The sequence below is a fragment of the Microbacterium sp. AC035 genome (genome assembly GCF_979258485.1).
This window is the reverse complement of record NZ_OZ409858.1, coordinates 116,657-136,362: the sequence shown is the minus strand read 5'-3', so window position 1 is coordinate 136,362 and position 19,706 is coordinate 116,657. Positions and strand designations below refer to the sequence as shown.

Genomic DNA, 19,706 nt, shown 5'->3' with positions numbered 1-19,706 from the left:
TGGAGGCGCAAGCTGTCCTCATCAGGTTCGGCAAGGAGGGCGAACGGATGGAACACACGGATCTGCTGCCGCGCGAGACCGCGGTCCAGCTCATCGACGCAGACGGACGGGTCATCGAGGACGAGCGCTATGCGCTGCCGGACGCCGACGCCCTGCTCGCCGCCTATCGGGGCCTCGTCGAGGGCCGACGCATCAACGACCAGGCCAGCGCTCTCGTTCGACAGGGCCGCTTGGCCGTCTACCCGTCGTCGCACGGTCAGGAGGCCTGCCAGATCGGCATCGCTCTCGCTCTCGCGGATGACGACTGGCTCTTCCCCACGTACCGCGACTCGGTGGCGGTCATCGCGCGCGGCGTCGCTCCTGCCGAGGCGATGGTGCTGCTCAAGGGCGACTGGCATTCGGGCTACGACGTGCGCGAGCACCACGTCGCTCCGCAGGCGACTCCCCTCGCCACGCAGCTCCTGCACGCGGTCGGCTTCGCGTATGCCGCGAAGCGGCGCGGAGAGCGCACGGTGGTCGTGGCCCTGTGCGGAGACGGTGCGACCAGCGAGGGCGACTTCCACGAGGCCATGAACTTCGCGGCCGTCTTCCGGGTGCCCGTCGTCTTCTTCGTGCAGAACAACGAGTTCGCGATCTCGGTGCCGCTCAGCCGTCAGACCGCGGCTCCCTCCCTCGCGCACAAGGCGATCGGATACGGGATGCCGGGGCAGCGCGTCGACGGCAACGACGTCGCCGCGGTGCTGTCGGTGCTCGGCGAAGCGGTCGACCGGGCGCGCGCGGGCGAGGGACCGACGCTCGTCGAGGCGCATACCTATCGGATGCAGGCGCACACGAACGCCGACGACGACACCCGCTATCGCGAGCGCGCCGAGGTTCAGGGGTGGGTCGCTCGGGATCCACTGGCGCGCCTGCGCGCCCTTCTCACGAGCACGGGCGCCCTCACGGAAGAGCTCGAGGCCGAGTTCACCGACGGGGCTGAGCAGACGGCCGCGGCGATGCGCGAGGCCCTCAACACGGATGCCGATATCGACCCCGAGGACCTCTTCCGCTTCGTGACCGAGTCCCGATCGCCGCAGCGCGAGGAGCAGTGGCACATGCTGCGGGGCGAGATCGAACGCACGCACGCGACCGCAGGAGGTGCACGATGACCATCGCCCACGATGACGTCCGCGTCGACACGCGCTCAGCGGCCGTATCGACCATGAGCATGGCCGCCGCCCTCAATCTCGCTCTCGCGGATGCGATCGAGAGCGACCCGGAGGTCGTGGTGTTCGGCGAAGACGTCGGCGCACTCGGGGGCGTCTTCCGGATCACCGACGGACTCACCGCACGGTTCGGCGAGGACCGGTGCTTCGACACCCCGCTCGCCGAATCCGGCATCGTCGGCACCGCCGTCGGCATGGCGATGAACGGCATGCGTCCCGTCGTCGAGCTGCAGTTCGACGCCTTCGCCCTTCCGGCGTTCGAGCAGATAGTCAGTCACGTCGCGAAGCTCGGCAACCGCACCCGCGGCGCTGTGCGGATGCCTCTCGTGATCCGCATCCCGTTCGGCGGCGGCATCGGCGGAGTCGAGCACCACTGCGACTCGTCGGAGGCGTATTACGCTCACACTCCCGGACTCACGGTCGTGTGTCCGTCGACCCCGCAGGACGCGTATTCGATGCTCCGTGCAGCGATCGCATCGCCCGACCCGGTGATCTTCCTCGAACCGAAGAAGCTGTACTGGACGAAGGGCGAGGTCGACACCGCGGTCGTCGCCGAGATCGGCACCGCCAGGGTCGCGCGCGAGGGCACCGACGTCACCCTGATCGCCTACGGCGCCTCGGTGCCGCTCGCTCTCGAGGCGGCAGACGTCGCGGCATCCGAGGGGCGGAGCGTGCAGGTCGTCGACGTCCGTTCGCTGTCGCCGTTCGATGACGAGACGGTGACGGCCGCGGTGCGTTCGACCGGACGAGCCGTGGTGATCGCCGAAGCCCCGGGCTTCGCCAGCGTCGCCTCCGAGATCCAGGCGCGGGTGTTCGAGCGATGCTTCGAATATCTGGAGGCACCGGTCCGACGCGTCACCGGCTTCGACACCCCGTACGCGCCGCCGAAGCTCGAGCACTGGTACCTGCCCGATGTAGACCGCGTCCTCGACGCGATCGATTCGCTGCACTGGGAGGACGCATCATGACCGCGCTCACGAGCCGCGTGTTCCGCCTGCCCGATCTCGGCGAAGGCCTGACCGAGGCGGGTCTCGTGCAATGGCTGGTCGCGGTCGGCGACACCATCGTCACCGATCAGCCGATCGCCGAGGTCGAGACGGCCAAGAGCATCGTCGAGCTGCCCTCGCCCTTCGCCGGAGTCGTGACCGCCCTGCACGGATCGCCGGGCGAGACGATCGACGTCGGCGCGCCGGTGCTCGAGGTCGCCGACGCGACGCGACCCGCGCTTCCGACCGCGCCCGACGCGCCGAAGGGGGCGGATGCCGTCGAGCACGATGCCTACCGGGAGGAGGAGCGAGCGGGGTCGGGCAACGTCCTGATCGGCTACGGAACCTCCGAGCGGGTGACGACCGGTCGTCGTCGTGCGCGCGCGACACCGTCAGAGCCGACGTCGGAAGAGGCCGATGATCCCACCCCGGCGGAGCATGCCGCCCGGCGTCCGGTGGCGGTGCGCTCACCGCTCGTCCGACGTCTGGCGCGGGATCTGGGGCTCGACGTGCACGACATCACCCCGACCGGACACGACGGCTCGATCACCCGCGCCGATGTCCTGGCTGCGGCGGTGGACGATGCGGTCGACGGCGCCGCGGCACAGCACCTCACCACGAGCGCGAAGAACCTCGACGGACTCACCGTGGTCTCTCGCGAGCGTCTGTCCGCCCTGCGCAGAGCCGTGAGCGCGAAGCTCAGCCGCAGTCGCTCCGAGATCCCGGAGGCGACCGTGTGGGTTGACGTCGACGCCACTGAGCTGTGGGCGCTGCGCGCGGGCATGGCGCCGGAGGGCGGCAGGGCCCCCTCGCTCACGGCGATCATCGCGCGCTTCGTGCTGCTCGCGCTGGAGGATCACCCTGTGCTGGCCTCTCGGCTGAGCGACGATGCGACCGAGCTCATCTCGTTCGAGGGGGTCAATCTCGGCGTCGCCGCCGACACCGCACGCGGGCTCGTCGTTCCGGTCATCCCCCGCGCCCACGACCTCACCGTCGCACAGCTCGACACGGCGCTGCGCGAGCTGACGACCGCCGCCCGTGCCGGGACCATGCCGCCGGAGCGCCTGCGCGGATCGACATTCACGCTGAACAACTACGGCGGGCTCGGGGTCGACGGCTCAGCCGCCATCATCAACCACCCCGACGTCGCGATCCTCGGAATCGGTCGCATCATCGAGCGCGCGTGGGTGGTCGACGGCCAGATCGTCCCCCGCCGCATCGTGCAGATCTCGCTGGTGTTCGACCACCGGGTGTGCGACGGCGGGTACGCCGCGAGCTTCCTCCGACGAGTGACCGAGCTCATCGAGCATCCGCTGCGTGCGTTCGGGAGAGTGTGAGGGGCTCGCGCTTGGGCCGAGGGTCGGCGTACGCTACTCTCGTCAATTACTGACCGATCATTCGGTAAGTAGCTCGGGGCGACGCAGCGTCGCTCTTCCCCCACCCGCAGAACAATGGAGTTCTCATGACGTCAGCAGTCTCCGCCCGCAACTCGACGGCGCGAATGCCCGCCGAGGAACGGCGAGTCCTCGCCAGCACACTGGTCGGCACCTCGATCGAGTGGTACGACTTCTTCATCTACGCACAGGCCGCCGGCCTCGTGCTCGCCCCACTGTTCCTCGCCCCGATCGCCGAGGAGAACAAGGGTTTCGCGCAGATACTCTCCTTCGCCACCATCGGCATCTCCTTCCTCTTCCGCCCCCTCGGAGCCATCGTCGCCGGGCACCTCGGCGACAGACTGGGCCGCAAGAAGATGCTCGTCTTCACGCTCGTGATGATGGGACTCTCCACCTCCCTGATCGGACTGCTGCCGACCTACGCGGCGATCGGTGTCGCCGCACCCATCCTGCTCATCGTGCTCCGCATCCTGCAGGGGTTCTCGGCCGGCGGCGAGTGGGGCGGTGCGGCGCTGATGGCCGTCGAGCACGCACCGAACACCCGCCGGGGGCTCTTCGGCGCGTTCCCGCAGATCGGTGTCCCGATCGGCATGATCCTCGCCACAGCCACACTCTGGGTGCTGACGAGCTCGATGTCGCCCGAGGCGTTCCTCGAGTGGGGCTGGAGGATCCCGTTCCTGCTGTCGATCGTGCTCATCGCCGTCGGCTACGTGATCAGGCGCGCAGTCGACGAGAGCCCGGTGTTCGAGGATCTCCGACGTCGCCGCCAGGAGGCCTCCGCGCCGCTGGGCCGCCTGTTCCGCAAGAACACCAAGCACGTCGTGCTCACCGCGCTCATCTTCATCGGCAATAACGCCGCCGGCTACCTGCTCATCGCGTTCTTCGCCACGTACGCGGTCACCGCCCTCGGCATGGAACGTCCTCCCGTGCTGCTGGCCACGACCCTCGCCTCGTTCGGATGGCTCATCTTCACGCTGTGGGGCGGTCATCTGTCGGACCGCCTCGGGCGGGTCCGCACCTTCCAGATCGGGTACATCGCGCTCGCCGTCTGGGCCGTGCCGATGTGGTTCCTGATCGACACCGCGAACATCCTCTGGTACTTCGTCGCGCTGTTCGTGATGACGTTCGCACTCGGGCTCTCGTACGGCCCGCAGGCGGCCCTCTATGCCGAGATGTTCCCGGCCAACGTCCGCTACTCGGGCGTCTCGATCGGATATGCGCTGGGGGCGATCCTCGGCGGAGCGTTCGCACCGATGATCGCGGAGGCTCTGATGAACCGGTTCCAGGCAGCTTGGACCATCGGCGTCTACATCGCCATCACAGCGGTGATCTCCCTCATCGCCGTATCGATGGTGAAGGAGACCAAGGGCGTCGACCTGCACGCCTGACGGAGTCCTGACATCTGCCGGACGGCGGGCCGGTCGGTCACACGACCGGCCCGCCGTCAGCCGAAGACGAGCGGCGTGCGTGCCGTGGCGTCCTCGACCGTGATGCCGACGATCGTCGATCCCTCCTCGAGGGCCCCGCGATCGGCCTGGAATCGGAAGACCTGCCCGTCGCGCGTCGTGACGGCATAGTAGTGATCGCTCGAAGACACGACATCGACCACGGTGCCCCCGGGGTAGGCGGACATCGCGTCGGCTGCGGGAGCACCGACCTGGATCTCGCCCCGAGCCGGCAGCGCAGTTCCCTCGACGACGCTCTCGCCGAGGCTGCGATCGTTCCCGACGGTGATCGACCAGACCGCGTCGCCGGCCTCGGCGGGATGCACCAGGATCGTCCCGGCCTCCTCGGGGGCGACGAGCGTCCACGGCCCGCCATCGTACTCGGGCTCGACGACCTGTACATCGGGTCCCGCTGCGGCGATCGCGGAATCGACCGAGTCGCCCAGGCGGAGCGGACCGACCCCGCCGACACCGATCTGCCAGTCGCTCCACACGGCGCCGGGGTCGCCGGACGGGTCGGTCTCCGCGACGGGCGGGTTCTCGGTGAGCTCCTCGATCAGTCCCGACCTGGCCTCCGCGGCGCGGCTCTGCAGCAGCAGGGCGGCGGCCTCGGCGTCGAAGGTGCGCTCGCCGGTGAAAGGCTGCCACAGCTGGACGATCACGTTCCCGGTCGACGCGAACGTGCTGAACGATCGCCAGTCGAGACCCGCGTCGATCAGTGAGCCCGCGAACGCCCGGACATCCTCCGAGGGCTCGGGAATCACGGCATCGAAGGTGATGGCTCCCTCTTTGGCGAACTCGGCGCACTGCTCGGCCGCCTGGAGCAACTGATCCATGCGCCCCTCGGCCTGCGCCTCATCGGCGAACTGCATGATCGTCATCCGGCCGAGCCCATTGGCGGGATCCGTCGGCACCTGCCACTCGATCGTTCTCGCCCCGACGCTGCCGAGTGACTGCTCGGCATAGAGGGCATCGCAGATCGGCGGATCCGCAGGGAGAGCCCCGCCATCCGACACCTGTTCGAGCACCGGCGAGGGCTCGCCGACGTCGGAGGCCTCGGGCAGGATCCCGACGATCTCCTCTGGGGCGAGCGCGAACGCGTCGAGTTCATCCCCGACGAACACGATCGGTCCGGCGTAAGGCTCTGGTGACGCGGTCGTCTGCGACGGCGAAGGCGACGGAGGTGATGACGTCTGAGGACTCGGGGCGCAGGCGCTCACGGCGACCAAGGTGCCGATCCCGATCGAGGCGAGCGTCACTCGCGCTCGACCCTTGGTGAAGACAGCCATTGAATCCTCCGACCTCGTCATTCGCCGATGTAGACGTCCCCTCCTCGGAGCCTAGGGGCGCCGAGGCGACCTCGACCAGGAGCCCGCGCATGTCGAGATCAGAATGAGAGGAAGACATGCCGGAGATCGCATATGTCGCTGACCCGACGCCCGCCCCTCACTCTCCGCTGAGTGCGGCAGCGGCAGCGGCGCGGGCATCGGCCGCCGTCGCTGCTCTCAACACCGCTTCCGCAGCGGCATCGCACTGCTCGCCCGTGACGCCGGCGAGCGCCGCCGCGACCCGACCCAGCGCACGGGGTGTCATCGACAGCGAGGTGACGCCGAGCCCCACCAGCACTGCGGCCAGAGTGGGATCGGCACCGGCCTCCCCGCATACGCCCACCGGCAGGCTCCACCGGCGTCCGGCCGCACCCGCCTGCCCGATCAGTCGCAGCACGGCCGGCTGCCACGGATCGTTCAGATCGCCCAGCTCTCCGAGCAGTCGATCGGCCGCGAGCGTGTACTGAGCGAGATCGTTGGTGCCGATGCTGACGAAATCGACGACCTCGAGCATCTCGGAGGCGAGGAGCGCGGCGGAGGGCGTCTCGATCATCACCCCCACCGTCTCCAGTCCGGCCTCCCGGGCACGCTCTGCGAAGTCTTGCGCCTCATCGACCGTCGCCACCATCGGAGCCATGACCTCGACGAGCGCAGACTCCGCCTCCGCTGCGAGCGCGAGAGCTCGCAGCTGATCGTCGAGCAAGGCGGGCGATCGCCGCGCGATCCGCAATCCACGCACGCCGAGGGCCGGATTCTCCTCCGCGTCGGCGTTCGCGAAGGGCAGAGGCTTGTCGCTGCCCGCATCGAGCGTGCGCACGACGACCTTCCGCCCCGGGAACGCCGCCAGAACGCCCCTGTAGGCGTCGACCTGCTCATCGATCGAGGGCGCGTCGACGCGGTCGAGGAAGCAGAACTCGGTGCGGAAGAGGCCCACTCCCTCGGCGCCCGATGCCGCGGCCGTCAGCGCCTCGGCCGCCCCGCCGACGTTGGCGAGCAGAGCGATCCGGCGCCCGTCGGCGAGCACTCCCTCTCCGTCGAAGGGCACCACGATCGCCGCGGCTCTCGCCTCCTCGATCCTGGAGCTGCTCGGGTCGACCTCGACCGTGCCCCGGTCGCCGTCGACGAGGATCACGTCGCCGGATGCGATCCCCGTGGCACCGGCGACCCCGACGACCGCCGGGATTCCGAGCGAGCGGGCGATGATCGCGGTGTGCGAGGTGGGTCCACCCTGCTCGGTCACGAGCGCGACGCAGTTGCCGCCCTCGAGGGCGGCGGTGTCGGCCGGCGCCAGGTCGGTCGCGACGAGCACGAAAGGCTCGTCGCGTTCCGGGACACCCGGCATCTCGACCTCGAGGATCTCGGCGATGATCCGATCGCGAACGTCGCGGATGTCGGCAGCACGCTCGGCCATCCGACCTCCCAGTGCCTTGAGCCCCTTCTCGTGCGCGACGGCAGTCTCCCAGACGGCTCGGGCGGCGGTGCGCCCCTTCGATCGCACGAGCGCCGTCGCGTCGGCGACGAGTTCGGGGTCGGAGGCGAGCAGACGCGAGGCGTCGAGGATGGCCCGCGCTTCGCCTGTCGCCTCCGACGTGCGGCGGCGCAGCTGATCGGCCACCGCCACGGCTGCCCACTCGATCGCCGACACTTCGCTCTCGCGCTCGTCTGCCTCGATGGTCATGCCCGGGTCGGGTTCGTCGAGCGGGGCAGCCAACAGCACGGTCTGCGCCGCGACACGGCCCGAGCTCACGCCTCGCCCGCTCAGCACCGTCCCGGATGTCACCGGCGCCACGTCCGGAAGATCCATCGATCGCTGGTGCACGAGCTCTGTCGGTGTCTCTGCGACGTCGATTCCTTCACCGAATCCGTCGTCGAACAGCGCGACCAGTCGATCGAGAGCGCCGTCGGCGTCGGCGCCGGTCGCCGAGAGGCGCAGTTCGTCGCCCTGCCTGGCACCGAGCATCAGCAGCCGTGACAGGCTGGCCGCCACTGCCTCCGGCCCGTGGGGCAGCCGAGTCAGTCGCACATCAGCCCCCGCGGCGGCCTCGGCGATCAGCGCGGCCGGACGCGCGTGGATGCCGAGGGGGTTGCGCACGGCGACCACGCGGGTCGCCGTGTCGCTCTCGACGAGCGCCGGGGCGGCGAGAGGGGCAGGCGCCTCCGGATCGCCGAGCTGGCCGGTCTTCGCGCCCAGCGCAGCAGCGGCCTCCTCGGCCACGACCTCGAGCGATGCACCGGAGGCCGCAGACACTGCTGCGGCGAGCAACCCCTCCACGAAGGGCGCGGGCGTGAGACGAACAGCGACGTCGCTCATCCGCAGCTCGAGCGCGAGCTCGGCGCTCAGCACCGCCGAGCCGAGATCCATCAGCACGAGGACACCGTCGCAGTCGGCGGCCAGTTCGTCGATGGCCGCGGCGACCGCCACGGCATCCGTGCCGAGAACGGCGGTGCCGTCGGCATCCGAGCCCGCCCCCGCGGCCACCAGCACGCGCACTCCGCCGCCCCGCACCATCTGCAGGGCAAGCTCGAGGGCCGCCTCCCCGAGCCGAGCGCTGTGGGAGACGGCGACGATGCCGATCATCAGGACGATTCCGTGGTGGCCCGCGCGAGCGCCTCGAACAGCAGCGTCGTGGAGGCCGCCCCCGGATCGATGTGTCCGGCGCTGCGCTCACCGAGGTAGCTCGCGCGTCCCTTGCGCGCCACGAGCGGCTCGGTGGCATCGCGTCCGACAGCCGCAGCCTCGGCCGCCGCCACGGTCGCCTCTTCGAGGTCCGCCCCGCCGGCGATCGCCGCGTCGAGGGCGTCCACCGCGGGCGCCATCGCATCGAACATGGTCTTGTCGCCTGCTTCGGCCTTGCCCCGCGCGACGATGCCGTCGAGGCCCGCTCGCGCTGAGGCCGCGAGCCCGGCGGCGTCGAGTTCGGTGACAGGTCCTGCGGCCATGCCCATCCGCAGGAACAGCGTCCCGTAGAGCGGTCCGCTGGCTCCCCCGACCGAGCTGACGAGGGTCATGCCGACCGTCTTGAGCAGCTCGTCGACGGTGGACGGCACGCCCGAGTCGAGCTTCGCCACGACCGCATCCATCCCGCGCGCCATGTTGGCCCCGTGGTCTGCGTCGCCGATCGCCGAGTCGAGCTCGGTGAGCCATTCGCGCTTCTCGGCGATCACGTCGCGGAACCGCCGGATCCAGTCGGCGAGGGCCGCGGTGTCGATCGCCGCCATCATGCTCCCCACCGCAGTCCGGGCGTGTTCACCGGGGCATCCCACAGCCGCAGCAGCTCGTCGTCGGCTTTCAGCACGGTGAGGGAGCAACCGGCCATGTCGAGTGACGTGATGTAGTCGCCGACCAGGTTGCGTGCGATCTGCACTCCCGCCTCCTCGAGCAGCGACACGACCTCGCCGTACATCAGATACAGCTCGATCAGGGGCGATCCGCCCATGCCGTTGAGCATCACGATCGCGGGTCCGGCGGCGTCGAGGTCGGCGAGGATCGGCTCGACGAGCTGACGAGCGATCTCGGACGCGGGGGCCAGCGGCTCGCGGTGACGACCGGGTTCGCCGTGGATGCCGATGCCGATCTCCATCTGGTCATCCGGCAGGTCGAACGTGGGTTTGCCCGCTGCGGGGACCGTGCAGCTCGTGAGCGCCATTCCCATCGAGCGCCCCTGACCGTTGATGCGCTGGGCGAGCTCCACGATCGAGGCGAGATCCTGCCCTTCCTCCGCTGCCGCTCCGACGAGCTTCTCGAGCAGCACGGTGAGTCCGACCCCACGGCGCCCCGCCGTGTAGAGCGAGTCCTGCACGGCGACATCGTCGTCGACGATCACGGTGCCGACCTCGATGCCCTCCATCGCGGCGAGCTCGGCGGCCATCTCGAAGTTCAGCACATCACCCGTGTAGTTCTTCACGATGTGGAGGACCCCCGCACCGCGGTCCACGGCTTTGGTCGCAGCCTGCACGCGGTCGGGAGTGGGCGAGGTGAAGATCTCACCGGCGACGGCCGCGTCGAGCATGCCGACACCGACATACCCGCCGTGCAGCGGCTCATGTCCCGACCCGCCACCGGAGACGACCGCGACCTTTCCCTGCGCCTTCGGCGTCGCGCGCGTGATCACGTGCGTCTCGAGGTCGACCGACAGTTCGGGGTGCGCGAGAGCGACGCCTCGCAGCGACTCGACCAGCACATCGGCGGGGTTGTTGATGAGCTTCTTCATCGTTCGATCTCCCTTGATCTCTGCGGTGGCGATCTTTCGCAATATTGGAAAGTTATTCGTCAATGTCGAATATGCTCGGACGCAGTCGAGTTGTCAAGATCAACCTGACGACCGATGAGAGTGTCCGGCTCGACGACGATCCGGAGGGAGGAGCCTCGATGATCCAGGCCATCGATCGGGCGGCGAAAGTGCTCGAACTGCTGCAGGGAGCGCGCCACCTCGGCATCACCGATCTCTCCCTGGCCCTGAGTCTCCCCCCGTCGACCGTGCACGGGATCGTGAAGTCACTCCGGGAGCACGGCCTGGTCGCGAAGGAGCGTGGCGGGCAGCGCTACATGCTGGGGCCCACGCTGCTGCGCCTCAGCAACGTCTACCTCGACACGCTCGACGTCAGGGCACGGGCCATGCGCTGGACCCAGGAGCTCGCCCGCCGGACCAACCTGCCCGTGCGGCTCGGCGCACCGCACTTCCACGAGGTGCTCGTGATCCACCATGACCTGCGCCCGGACGACAGCCAGCAGATGCTCGAGACGGGTGTGGCGATCCCCGCTCACGCCTCGGCGATGGGAAAGGTGCTCCTCGCACACGACCTGGGCTTCCAGCGCACCGTCTTCGAACGGCCGCTGCACAGCCTCACCGGTGACACGATCACCGACGTCGCTCGACTGCTGCTCGATCTGCCCACCATCGCAGAACGCGGCAGCGCCTCGGAGACCGATGAGGCCGTGCTCGGAGAATCGTCCGTCGCCGCACCGGTCGCCGACGCCTCGAACGACATCATCGCCGCGGTCGCCGTCGTGATGCCCACATCGCAGGCTCCGGCATCCGATGTCGTGCTGAACGCGCTCCGGGAGACGGCGCGAAACATCTCACGCGAACTCGGGGCCACCAGCTGGCCTCCCCGGGTGGCTCCGGCCGACGACTGAGTCGACTCAGCGCGACTGCAGTCCGTCCAGGCTCACCCTGAGGATGTCCTCCCCCAGTTCGTCGGGGTCGACGGGTCCGCCGGGCCGATACCACTCGACGACCGAGTTGATCATGCCGAAGATCAGCCTCGTCGCGACCGCCGCATCGACGTCGACACGGATCAGCCCCTCGGCCTGGGCCTCGGCGACGATCGCCGTCACCCGCTGATCGAACGCCCGCCGGCGCACGAGAGCAGAGGTCTCGACATCGCCGTTGCCGCGCACACGCAGCAGCAGTGTGACCGAGGGCAGCTTCTCGGTCAGCACCCGCACAGCTCCGCGGATGATCGCCCGCAGGCGGTCGGAGGCCAGCGGATGCCGCGCTGTCGCGTCGTCGACGACGGCCTCCAGTGCATCGAGCGCGTCGTCGAGCGCGAGTGCGAGAATTGCCGACTTCGATTCGAAGTGGTGGTACAGAGCCGACTTGGTGAGCCCCAGCGTCGCGCTCAGATCGGCGACGCTGGTGGCGTCGTAGCCGTGCTCGTTGAACACCTTGACGGCGACCGCGAGCACCTGTTCGCGGTCATAACCTGGCCGGCCGCGCTTGGGGGCCGGCGCGCCGATTCCGGGCTGTGCCATGGCCCCAGTCTGTCAGTCCCGATGAGTTGCCATTCGCGGAAGGATCTGAGATCGTATTCCTGACCGATCGGTCTGAAAATATCGCCAGCGTGGGCGTTCGAGAGGATGACGATGTCCGAGGCCTATCTCGTGGACGGGGTTCGCACCGCCGTCGGGCGCTACGGAGGCGCACTCGCCGGCATCCGTCCCGATGATCTGGCAGCCCTCGTGGTGGGCGAGACCGTCGCTCGATCGTCGATCCCCGCCGAGTCGATCGACGAGGTCATTCTCGGAGCCGCGAATCAGGCGGGCGAGGACAACCGGAACGTCGCCCGGATGGCTGCGCTCCTCGCCGGCCTCCCCGACTCGATCCCCGGCCTCACGGTGAACCGGCTCTGCGCCTCGGGCATGTCCGCCATCGCGATCGCGGCCAACGCCGTGCGCGCAGGTGACGCCGACCTCATCGTCGCCGGCGGAGTCGAATCGATGACGCGTGCCCCCTGGGTGCAGGCGAAACCCGAGCGGGCGTGGGCGAAGCCCGGAGCGGCGTTCGACACGTCGATCGGATGGCGCTTCACGAACCCCCGGCTGGGTGCCCGCGACAAGGCGACGTTCACGATGCCCGAGACTGCGGAAGAGGTCGCCCGCCTCGACGGGATCACCAGGGCGGCTGCCGATGCCTTCGCGCTCCTGAGCCATCAGCGTGCGGTCGCCGCGATCGATGCGGGGCGCTTCGCCCCCGAGATCGTCGGAGTCGAGACGGGCCACGGCATCGTCGACACCGACGAGGGACCGCGGCGGGACACCACGCTCGACGCACTCGCGAGGCTGCGCCCCGTCGTCGCAGGCGGCGAGGTCGTCACCGCCGGCAACTCCAGCTCGCTGAACGACGGAGCTTCCGCGATCGTCGTGGCGAGCGCCGAAGCCGTCGAGCGGCACGGGCTCCGACCACGCGCGCGGATCGTCGCATCGGCGACCGCCGCACTGGCCCCCGAGATCATGGGGCTCGGTCCGGTGATCGCGACTCAGAAGGCGCTGACGAAGGCGGGCCTGCAGCTCGGCGACATCGGAGCCGTCGAGCTGAACGAGGCCTTCGCATCGCAGTCGCTCGCCTGCATCCGGCGCCTGGGCCTCGACCCGTCGATCGTCAATGCCGACGGCGGAGCCATCGCGCTCGGCCACCCCCTCGGCTCCAGCGGATCCCGCCTGCTCGTGACCCTGCTCGGCCGACTCGAGCGCGAAGACGCGCGATACGGACTGGCCACGATGTGCGTCGGCGTCGGCCAGGGAACGGCGATGATCGTGGAGCGTCTGACATGACCCTGCGCATCGAGGAGCGGCACGACCGCGTCATCGCCACGCTCGACCGCCCGGACAAGCGCAACGCGATCGACCAGGAGACGGTCGATGCGCTGCACGAGCTGTGCGCGATGCTCGAAGAGACTCCCCGCACCCTCATCCTCACCGGCACCGACGGGGTCTTCGCCGCGGGCGCCGACATCGCCCAGCTGCGCGATCGCACCGCGGACGACGCGATGCGCGGCATCAACGCGACGGTGTTCATCCGCATCCACCAGCTGCCGATGCCTGTGGTCGCGGCGATCGACGGCTACGCGCTCGGCGGCGGAGCGGAACTCGCCTACGCGGCCGACATCCGCATCGCGACGCGTGCGTTGCGCATCGGCAACCCCGAGACAGGACTCGGGATCATCGCCGCGGCCGGCGCGACCTGGCGCCTGCCCGAGATCGTCGGCGATGCCAGGGCGAGCGAGCTCCTGTTCACCGGCCGGGCACTCGACGCCGAGGAGGCGCTGCAGTGGGGGCTCGTGTCGTCGCTGCATCCGGTCGACGAGCTGCTCGCCGCCGCGCACGGAATCGTCGATCGGATCGCGGCGAACGATCCGCTGGCGACGCAGTACACGAAGCGTGCTCTGCGGACTCCGCGCGCCGGACATCCGGCTGTCGAGCTCGAGCTGCAGGCCGAGCTGTTCGAGTCTGCGGAGAAGCACCGCCGCATGACCGCGTTCCTGGAGAGGAAGAGCCGATGAGCGTCCCGGAGAACGCACCGGTCAGGGTCGGGGTGCTCGGCGGAGGACGGATGGGCGCAGGAATCGCGCATGCGTTCCTGCTCGCAGGGTCCCGCGTCAGCGTGGTCGAGCGCGATGCGGCGAGCGCCGACGCGGCGCTCGATCGCATCCGCGACAGCATCCGTCGATCGGTCGAACGCGACCCGTCCCTCGACGAGACGGAGATCGGCGCTCGCCTGGCGACCGGTGCCGACATCGCGTCCTTCGCCGACAGCGACCTCGTGATCGAGGCCGTGCCCGAAGATCGCGACCTCAAAGAACAGGCGCTCGCTCGCGCCGAGGTCGCCATGCCTGCACACGCCACTCTGGCGAGCAACACCTCGTCGATCTCGATCGACGACCTCGCCGCGGCTCGGCTGCGCCCCGAGCGATTCCTCGGCCTCCACTTCTTCAACCCGGTTCCTGCCTCGGCACTCGTCGAGATCGTGCACGGAGCCGCGACCGACGCGGGTACCACCGAGAGCGCGGGGCGCTGGGTGGCAGCCCTCGGCAAGACGCCGATCGTCGTGCGCGACTCCCCCGGATTCGCGTCGTCGCGGCTGGGGGTGATGCTCGGCCTCGAGGCGATCAGGATGCTCGAGGAGGGTGTCGCGTCAGCAGCCGACATCGATGCGGCCATGACTCTGGGCTACCGGCATCCGATGGGCCCGCTGCGCACCACTGACGTCGTCGGGCTCGATGTGCGGCTGGGCATCGCCGAGGAGCTGGAACGCACGCTCGGCGAGCGGTTCGCGCCGCCGGATCTGCTGCGGCGGATGGTCGCCGAAGGAAAGCTCGGCCGCAAGAGCGGCGAAGGGTTCTACGCATGGAACGAGGAGAGATGACCGAGTATCTGCCGAGCTACGTCCAGGGCGAGTGGTGGACGCCCTCGTCCCCCACGCGGTCCGCGGAGGTGCGCGATGCGTCGACCGGCGAGGTCGTCACCCTCGTCTCCACCGACGGCCTCGATCTCGCCGGCGCGCTGGAGCACGCTCGCTCCGTGGGTCAGCGGAGCCTCGGCGCCCTCACCTTCCATCAGCGCGCGGTGCTGCTGAAGCAGTTCGCCCTCGCCCTCACCGACCGCAAGGACGAGCTGTATGCTCTCTCCTCCCGCACTGGCGCCACGAAGGCCGACTCGTGGGTCGACATCGACGGCGGCATCGGGGTGCTGTTCTCGTACTCCGGCAAGGGCCGCCGTGAGCTGCCGAACAGCCGCGTGCACGTCGACGGGCCGGTCGAGCCGCTGTCGAAGGACGGATCCTTCCTCGGGCGCCATGTCTACACGACGCTGCCCGGCGTCGCCGTGCAGATCAACGCCTTCAACTTCCCGGTCTGGGGATCGCTCGAGAAGTTCGCGCCGGCGTTCCTCGCGGGCATGCCGACCCTCGTCAAGCCGGCGACGCCCACCGGATACGTCGCCGAAGCGATGGTGCGGATCCTCGTCGAGTCGGGCCTGCTTCCCGACGGCTCGCTGCAGCTCGTGAGCGGGAGCGTGCCCGACCTCTTCGAGAGCCTGCGACTCGGCGACATCGTCGGCTTCACCGGCAGCGCCTCGACGGCCGAGAGCCTCAAGGCGCACCCCTCCGTGCAGACCGGTGGGGTGCGATTCACGGCCGAGACCGACTCGATCAACGCCTCGGTGCTCGGCACCGACGCGACCGAGGGGACCCCCGAGTTCGACGCCTATGTCCGGCAGCTCGTCACCGAGATGACGAGCAAGGCCGGTCAGAAGTGCACGGCGATCCGCCGCGCGATCGTGCCGACCGGGTCGGCGGATGCAGTGATCGCCGCCGTGCAGGCGCGCCTCACCGCGAAGACGGTGCTGGGCGATCCACGAGCCGAGGGAGTCACCATGGGCCCCCTCGCCTCGACCGCGCAGCGTGACGAGGTGCTGCGTCAAGTCGGAAGACTGCAGGATGCGGGCGGACGGATCGTCATCGGCTCGACCGATGCCCCCGAGGTGCGCCTCCGCGACGGCAGCACCGGGCCCTCGCCCGACGGCGCGTTCGTCTCGCCGCTGCTGCTGCGCTTCGACGACCCTCAGTCAGAGGCCGCCCATTCGGTGGAGGCGTTCGGGCCGGTGTCGTCCCTGCTCACGTATGACACGATCGCCGACGCCGCAGCGCTCGTCGCCCGGGGCGGCGGATCATTGGTCACCAGCCTCGCCACGCACGACCCTGTGCAGGCGGTGGAGCTGGCCACGCGCATCGCTCCGTTCAATGGTCGGATGCTGCTGCTCGACCGCGACGATGCGCGCTCCTCGACCGGTCACGGTTCTCCGCTGCCGAACCTCGTGCATGGCGGGCCCGGCCGAGCAGGCGGCGGCGAGGAGCTCGGCGGCATCCGCGCGGTGCTGCACCACATGCAGCGCACCGCGGTGCAGGGTTCACCTGAGATGCTCACGGCGCTGACCGGGGTCTGGCACACGGGTGCTGCGGCGCGCAGCGATGGTCGGCATCCGTTCCGCAAGTCGCTCGCCGAGCTCCGCATCGGCGATCAGATCGTCTCGGCCTCGCGGGAGGTGTCGCTCGCCGACATCGAGACGTTCGCGCACTTCACCGGCGACACGTTCTATGCGCACATGGACGAAGCCGCCGCCGCCGCGAACCCGTTCTTCCCCGGCCGCGTGGCGCACGGGTACCTGCTCGTCTCGTGGGCCGCGGGTCTCTTCGTCGATCCCGAGCCGGGCCCCGTGCTCGCGAACTACGGCCTCGAGAACCTGCGTTTCATCACGCCGGTCTCCCCCGGCGACACGATCCGCGTCGAGCTCACCGCCAAGCAGATCACGCCGCGCGAGACCGATGAGTACGGCGAGGTGCGCTGGGATGCCGTGATCCGCAACCAGGCCGACGAGCTCGTCGCGACCTACGACGTGCTCACACTGGTCAGCAAGGAGCCCGCACCCGAGGTCGCAGCCGCATGAGGCCGATGATGCAGCGCGATGCCGCGTCGGCGATGCTCGGCCTGATCGTCGAGCTCGACGAGCCCGGCGAGGCGGTCGTGTCGATGACGGTGCGCGCTGACATGCTGAACGGCTTCGCGATCACGCATGGCGGGCTGGTGTTCACGCTCGCCGACACGGCCTTCGCGATCGCCTGCAACGAAGACGAGCGCGTCACGGTCGCCGGCGGTGCCGACATCACGTTCCTGAAATCCACGACAGCGGGGCAGCGGCTGACGGCTCGCGCGGTGCGCAGGGTCGTCAGGGGACGCAATGGGTTGTACGACGTGACGGTGACCGACGAATCAGGCGATGTCGTCGCAGAGGTGCGCGGCCGCTCGCTCACCACGAACCGATCGCACCCGGGCTGAGCGCCCGAACGCTCAGTGTCCCGTTCATGACGAAGGAGTCGACGATGATCACAGCACGTACCGAGATCGGCACCGAGGCGCACCTGCACTCGCCCGACCGGCTCGCCCGGTTGCAGCTGGAGCGCCTGCAGTGGACGGTGCACCACGCGTACGAGAATGTGCCGGTCTATCGCCGCAAGTTCGACGAGCACGGTGTGCACCCCGACGACATCCGCACCCTCGACGACGTGCAGAAGCTGCCCTTCACCACCAAAGCCGACCTGCGCGAGAGCTACCCGTTCGGGATGTTCGCCGTTCCCATGCCAGACGTCCGTCGCATCCACGCGTCGTCCGGCACGACGGGGCGTCCGACCGTCGTCGGCTACACCGAGGGCGACCTCGACCGATGGAGCGATCTGATCGCGAGGTCGCTGCACGCGGCCGGCATCCGCGCGGGGATGAAGGTCCACAACGCATACGGCTATGGACTCTTCACCGGTGGGCTGGGCGCACACGCGGGGATCGAGCGGCTGGGGGCCACCGTGATCCCGGTGTCGGGAGGGCAGACCGCGCGGCAGGTGCAGCTGATCGCCGATTTCGAGCCGGACGCGATCCTCTGCACCCCCAGCTACCTGCTCACGATCGCGGATGCCATGGAGGCGGCGGGGATCGATCCGACGAAGACATCGCTGCGAGTGGCGGTACTGGGCGCCGAACCGTGGACGAACGAGATGCGGCGGGAGATCGAGCGACGACTGAACATCGACGCGGTCGACATCTACGGGCTCAGCGAGGTCATGGGACCAGGTGTCGCGAGCGAGAGCGTGCTCACGAAAGACGGGCCGCACATCTGGGAGGACCACTTCCTGCCCGAGATCATCGACGGCGACACGGGCGATCGACTGCCGGACGGAGCGCTGGGCGAACTCGTGTTCACGTCTCTCACCAAGGAGGCGTTTCCTGTCATCCGATACCGCACACGCGACCTGACGCGACTTCTTCCCGGCACGACCTACCCCGCTCTGCGGCGCATCGAGAAGATCACCGGACGCAACGACGACATGATCATCCTGCGCGGTGTGAACCTGTTCCCCACGCAGATCGAGGAGCTCGTGATGGGGATCGAGACGCTGACGCCGCACTTCGTGCTCGAGCTGCACCATGTCGCGCACCTCGACACCATGACAGTGCGCATCGAGCGGCACCCGTCGTTGAGCGCCGAGGAGTGCGACGCCGCGGCGGCGGTGCTCCACCACCGCATCAAGATGCACATCGGCACCAGCGTCGACGTCAAGGTCGAGGAGCCCGGCACGCTGCCCCGCAGCGAGGGCAAGTACAAGCGCGTGTACGACCTGCGCTGAGAGATCAATCGCCTATCCGCGATATCGCGGATAGGCGATATCATCACTGCATGAGTCGCGCCGCCGAGTTGATCCGCTACGCCCGCCGCCAGAGCGGACTCACGCAGTCCGCTCTGGCTCGACTGGCTGGCGTGACGCAGAGCGTCGTCAGCGAATATGAGACCGGCAGGCGCGAGCCGTCTTTCGACGCGGTCGACCGGCTGATCTCGGCTGCTGGGCTGATCGTCGAGGTCACCCCGCGCACTCCGGAGGAGCAGAGCGCGCGCGACCGAGTGATCGCTCTGTCCGGTGAACTCCGGCGCGCACTCCTGCCGCTCGGGGTGCAGCGCATCCGCCTCTTCGGCAGCGTCGCTCGCGGCGACGAGAGTGCGTCAAGTGACATCGATCTGGCCGTCGATGTCGCGCCGACCGTCGGCGTGTTCGATCTGCTGCGGATGCGGCGCGAGGCCGAGAAGATACTCGGCCGACCGGTCGACCTTGTCCCCTCCGACGGCCTCAAACCCGCGGTGGCAGAAGCGGTCGAACGTGAAGCCGTCACGTTGTGAACCGGCACACGTCCGAGAGGCTTCAGGACATCGCGGCCGCCTGCGAGGCGGTCTCTCGCTACGAGCGCCGAATCGACAGCGATGACGAGATCGTCTTCGATGCCATTCGTGCACGGCTCGTCGAGATCGGCGAGGCGGTCAAGGGCCTCAGCGAAGCCGCGACCGCGGCCGAGCCCGGTATCCCGTGGGCGGAGATCGCTGGAATGCGCGACTACCTCGCGCACCGCTACTTCGACACCACGCATGCCATCGTCATGACGACTGCGAGATCCGACGTACCGCTGCTTGCCGCAGCCGTTCAGAGGATGCGGTCGAGAGAACGGGACGCATCGACGAAGCGCTGATCGATGC

Annotated in this window: 18 protein-coding genes; 13 read left to right on the top strand and 5 right to left on the bottom strand. The window is 69.2% G+C overall.

The window, feature by feature from the left end; translation table 11 throughout:
• Positions 1–47: 47 nt before the first annotated feature.
• The 4 genes from pdhA (at position 48) to ACZ0AA_RS00580 (ending at position 4,973) form a co-directional block, all read left to right on the top strand.
• Positions 48–1,148: a pyruvate dehydrogenase (acetyl-transferring) E1 component subunit alpha gene (gene pdhA, locus ACZ0AA_RS00595; RefSeq protein WP_463511860.1), complete on the top strand. Its 1,101-nt coding sequence runs from the start codon at positions 48–50 to the stop codon at positions 1,146–1,148.
• Positions 1,145–2,173, top strand: a complete 1,029-nt coding sequence (locus ACZ0AA_RS00590) for an alpha-ketoacid dehydrogenase subunit beta (RefSeq protein WP_463511859.1) — start codon at positions 1,145–1,147, stop codon at positions 2,171–2,173. The genes pdhA and ACZ0AA_RS00590 overlap by 4 nt, the downstream gene beginning before the upstream one ends.
• On the top strand, positions 2,170–3,528 hold the full coding sequence (locus tag ACZ0AA_RS00585) for a dihydrolipoamide acetyltransferase family protein (protein WP_463511858.1): 1,359 nt from the start codon (positions 2,170–2,172) through the stop codon (positions 3,526–3,528). The genes ACZ0AA_RS00590 and ACZ0AA_RS00585 overlap by 4 nt, the downstream gene beginning before the upstream one ends.
• A 125-nt stretch (positions 3,529–3,653) precedes the next feature.
• Positions 3,654–4,973, top strand: coding sequence for an MFS transporter (locus ACZ0AA_RS00580; protein ID WP_463511857.1), 1,320 nt, complete (start codon positions 3,654–3,656; stop codon positions 4,971–4,973).
• Positions 4,974–5,029: 56 nt separating this feature from the next.
• Here the strand turns inward: ACZ0AA_RS00580 and ACZ0AA_RS00575 are convergent, their stop codons facing one another.
• The 4 genes from ACZ0AA_RS00575 to dhaK all read right to left on the bottom strand — a co-directional run bounded on the left by ACZ0AA_RS00575 (position 5,030) and on the right by dhaK (position 10,569).
• Positions 5,030–6,319: a hypothetical protein gene (locus ACZ0AA_RS00575; RefSeq protein WP_463511856.1), complete on the bottom strand. Its 1,290-nt coding sequence runs from the start codon at positions 6,317–6,319 to the stop codon at positions 5,030–5,032.
• A 157-nt stretch (positions 6,320–6,476) separates the two neighbouring features.
• On the bottom strand, positions 6,477–8,936 hold the full coding sequence (ptsP, locus tag ACZ0AA_RS00570) for a phosphoenolpyruvate--protein phosphotransferase (protein WP_463511855.1): 2,460 nt from the start codon (positions 8,934–8,936) through the stop codon (positions 6,477–6,479).
• Positions 8,936–9,577: a dihydroxyacetone kinase subunit DhaL gene (gene dhaL / locus ACZ0AA_RS00565; protein WP_463513803.1), complete on the bottom strand. Its 642-nt coding sequence runs from the start codon at positions 9,575–9,577 to the stop codon at positions 8,936–8,938. Before dhaL ends, ptsP begins: the two co-directional genes overlap by 1 nt.
• Positions 9,577–10,569 carry a dihydroxyacetone kinase subunit DhaK gene (gene dhaK / locus ACZ0AA_RS00560; RefSeq protein ID WP_463511854.1) on the bottom strand — a complete coding sequence of 331 codons (993 nt, stop codon included), beginning with the start codon at positions 10,567–10,569 and terminating at the stop codon, positions 9,577–9,579. Before dhaK ends, dhaL begins: the two co-directional genes overlap by 1 nt.
• Positions 10,570–10,727: 158 nt before the next feature.
• Here dhaK and ACZ0AA_RS00555 point away from each other — a divergent pair, with 158 nt between their 5' ends.
• Positions 10,728–11,495, top strand: coding sequence for an IclR family transcriptional regulator (locus tag ACZ0AA_RS00555; protein ID WP_463511853.1), 768 nt, complete (start codon positions 10,728–10,730; stop codon positions 11,493–11,495).
• Between the two features lie 6 nt (positions 11,496–11,501).
• Here the strand turns inward: ACZ0AA_RS00555 and ACZ0AA_RS00550 are convergent, their stop codons facing one another.
• The gene (locus ACZ0AA_RS00550; protein ID WP_400861638.1) at positions 11,502–12,113 is read right to left on the bottom strand and encodes a TetR/AcrR family transcriptional regulator; all 612 of its coding nucleotides are present in this window, start codon (positions 12,111–12,113) and stop codon (positions 11,502–11,504) included.
• 111 nt (positions 12,114–12,224) lie between these two features.
• Between ACZ0AA_RS00550 and ACZ0AA_RS00545 the strand changes: the two genes are divergently transcribed.
• Genes ACZ0AA_RS00545 through ACZ0AA_RS00510 form a run of 8 tightly spaced genes read left to right on the top strand, consistent with a single transcriptional unit; the run spans position 12,225 to position 19,699 of the window.
• A complete protein-coding gene (locus ACZ0AA_RS00545; protein WP_463511852.1) occupies positions 12,225–13,412 on the top strand; it encodes a thiolase family protein in 1,188 nt (395 codons plus the stop codon).
• The gene (locus ACZ0AA_RS00540) at positions 13,409–14,140 is read left to right on the top strand and encodes an enoyl-CoA hydratase/isomerase family protein (protein WP_463511851.1); all 732 of its coding nucleotides are present in this window, start codon (positions 13,409–13,411) and stop codon (positions 14,138–14,140) included. The genes ACZ0AA_RS00545 and ACZ0AA_RS00540 overlap by 4 nt, the downstream gene beginning before the upstream one ends.
• On the top strand, positions 14,137–15,003 hold the full coding sequence (locus ACZ0AA_RS00535; RefSeq protein ID WP_463511850.1) for a 3-hydroxyacyl-CoA dehydrogenase family protein: 867 nt from the start codon (positions 14,137–14,139) through the stop codon (positions 15,001–15,003). The genes ACZ0AA_RS00540 and ACZ0AA_RS00535 overlap by 4 nt, the downstream gene beginning before the upstream one ends.
• The gene (gene paaZ, locus ACZ0AA_RS00530; protein ID WP_463511849.1) at positions 15,000–17,081 is read left to right on the top strand and encodes a phenylacetic acid degradation bifunctional protein PaaZ; all 2,082 of its coding nucleotides are present in this window, start codon (positions 15,000–15,002) and stop codon (positions 17,079–17,081) included. The genes ACZ0AA_RS00535 and paaZ overlap by 4 nt, the downstream gene beginning before the upstream one ends.
• 5 nt (positions 17,082–17,086) lie before the next feature.
• Positions 17,087–17,470, top strand: coding sequence for a hydroxyphenylacetyl-CoA thioesterase PaaI (gene paaI / locus ACZ0AA_RS00525; RefSeq protein ID WP_463511848.1), 384 nt, complete (start codon positions 17,087–17,089; stop codon positions 17,468–17,470).
• A gap of 44 nt (positions 17,471–17,514) precedes the next feature.
• Entirely contained in the window at positions 17,515–18,810 is a 1,296-nt protein-coding gene (paaK, locus tag ACZ0AA_RS00520) for a phenylacetate--CoA ligase PaaK (protein ID WP_463511847.1), read from the top strand.
• A gap of 50 nt (positions 18,811–18,860) precedes the next feature.
• The gene (locus tag ACZ0AA_RS00515; protein ID WP_400861650.1) at positions 18,861–19,355 is read left to right on the top strand and encodes a helix-turn-helix domain-containing protein; all 495 of its coding nucleotides are present in this window, start codon (positions 18,861–18,863) and stop codon (positions 19,353–19,355) included.
• Complete coding sequence (locus tag ACZ0AA_RS00510) at positions 19,352–19,699, top strand: HepT-like ribonuclease domain-containing protein (protein WP_463511846.1); 348 nt, start codon at positions 19,352–19,354, stop codon at positions 19,697–19,699. The genes ACZ0AA_RS00515 and ACZ0AA_RS00510 overlap by 4 nt, the downstream gene beginning before the upstream one ends.
• Positions 19,700–19,706: the final 7 nt, after the last annotated feature.

Excerpts from the sequence above, each read along its gene's own strand:
- paaK (WP_463511847.1), top strand. The coding sequence starts at position 17,515 with ATGATCACAGCACGTACCGAGATCGGCACCGAGGCGCACCTGCACTCG.
- ACZ0AA_RS00545 (WP_463511852.1), top strand. The coding sequence starts at position 12,225 with ATGTCCGAGGCCTATCTCGTGGACGGGGTTCGCACCGCCGTCGGGCGC.
- ACZ0AA_RS00540 (WP_463511851.1), top strand. The coding sequence starts at position 13,409 with ATGACCCTGCGCATCGAGGAGCGGCACGACCGCGTCATCGCCACGCTC.
- pdhA (WP_463511860.1), top strand. The coding sequence starts at position 48 with ATGGAACACACGGATCTGCTGCCGCGCGAGACCGCGGTCCAGCTCATC.
- paaI (WP_463511848.1), top strand. The coding sequence starts at position 17,087 with ATGATGCAGCGCGATGCCGCGTCGGCGATGCTCGGCCTGATCGTCGAG.
- ACZ0AA_RS00590 (WP_463511859.1), top strand. The coding sequence starts at position 1,145 with ATGACCATCGCCCACGATGACGTCCGCGTCGACACGCGCTCAGCGGCC.
- dhaK (WP_463511854.1), bottom strand. The coding sequence starts at position 10,569 with ATGAAGAAGCTCATCAACAACCCCGCCGATGTGCTGGTCGAGTCGCTG.
- ACZ0AA_RS00585 (WP_463511858.1), top strand. The coding sequence starts at position 2,170 with ATGACCGCGCTCACGAGCCGCGTGTTCCGCCTGCCCGATCTCGGCGAA.
- ACZ0AA_RS00550 (WP_400861638.1), bottom strand. The coding sequence starts at position 12,113 with ATGGCACAGCCCGGAATCGGCGCGCCGGCCCCCAAGCGCGGCCGGCCA.
- ACZ0AA_RS00535 (WP_463511850.1), top strand. The coding sequence starts at position 14,137 with ATGAGCGTCCCGGAGAACGCACCGGTCAGGGTCGGGGTGCTCGGCGGA.
- ptsP (WP_463511855.1), bottom strand. The coding sequence starts at position 8,936 with ATGATCGGCATCGTCGCCGTCTCCCACAGCGCTCGGCTCGGGGAGGCG.
- ACZ0AA_RS00580 (WP_463511857.1), top strand. The coding sequence starts at position 3,654 with ATGACGTCAGCAGTCTCCGCCCGCAACTCGACGGCGCGAATGCCCGCC.
- ACZ0AA_RS00555 (WP_463511853.1), top strand. The coding sequence starts at position 10,728 with ATGATCCAGGCCATCGATCGGGCGGCGAAAGTGCTCGAACTGCTGCAG.
- paaZ (WP_463511849.1), top strand. The coding sequence starts at position 15,000 with ATGACCGAGTATCTGCCGAGCTACGTCCAGGGCGAGTGGTGGACGCCC.
- ACZ0AA_RS00515 (WP_400861650.1), top strand. The coding sequence starts at position 18,861 with ATGAGTCGCGCCGCCGAGTTGATCCGCTACGCCCGCCGCCAGAGCGGA.
- ACZ0AA_RS00575 (WP_463511856.1), bottom strand. The coding sequence starts at position 6,319 with ATGGCTGTCTTCACCAAGGGTCGAGCGCGAGTGACGCTCGCCTCGATC.
- dhaL (WP_463513803.1), bottom strand. The coding sequence starts at position 9,577 with ATGGCGGCGATCGACACCGCGGCCCTCGCCGACTGGATCCGGCGGTTC.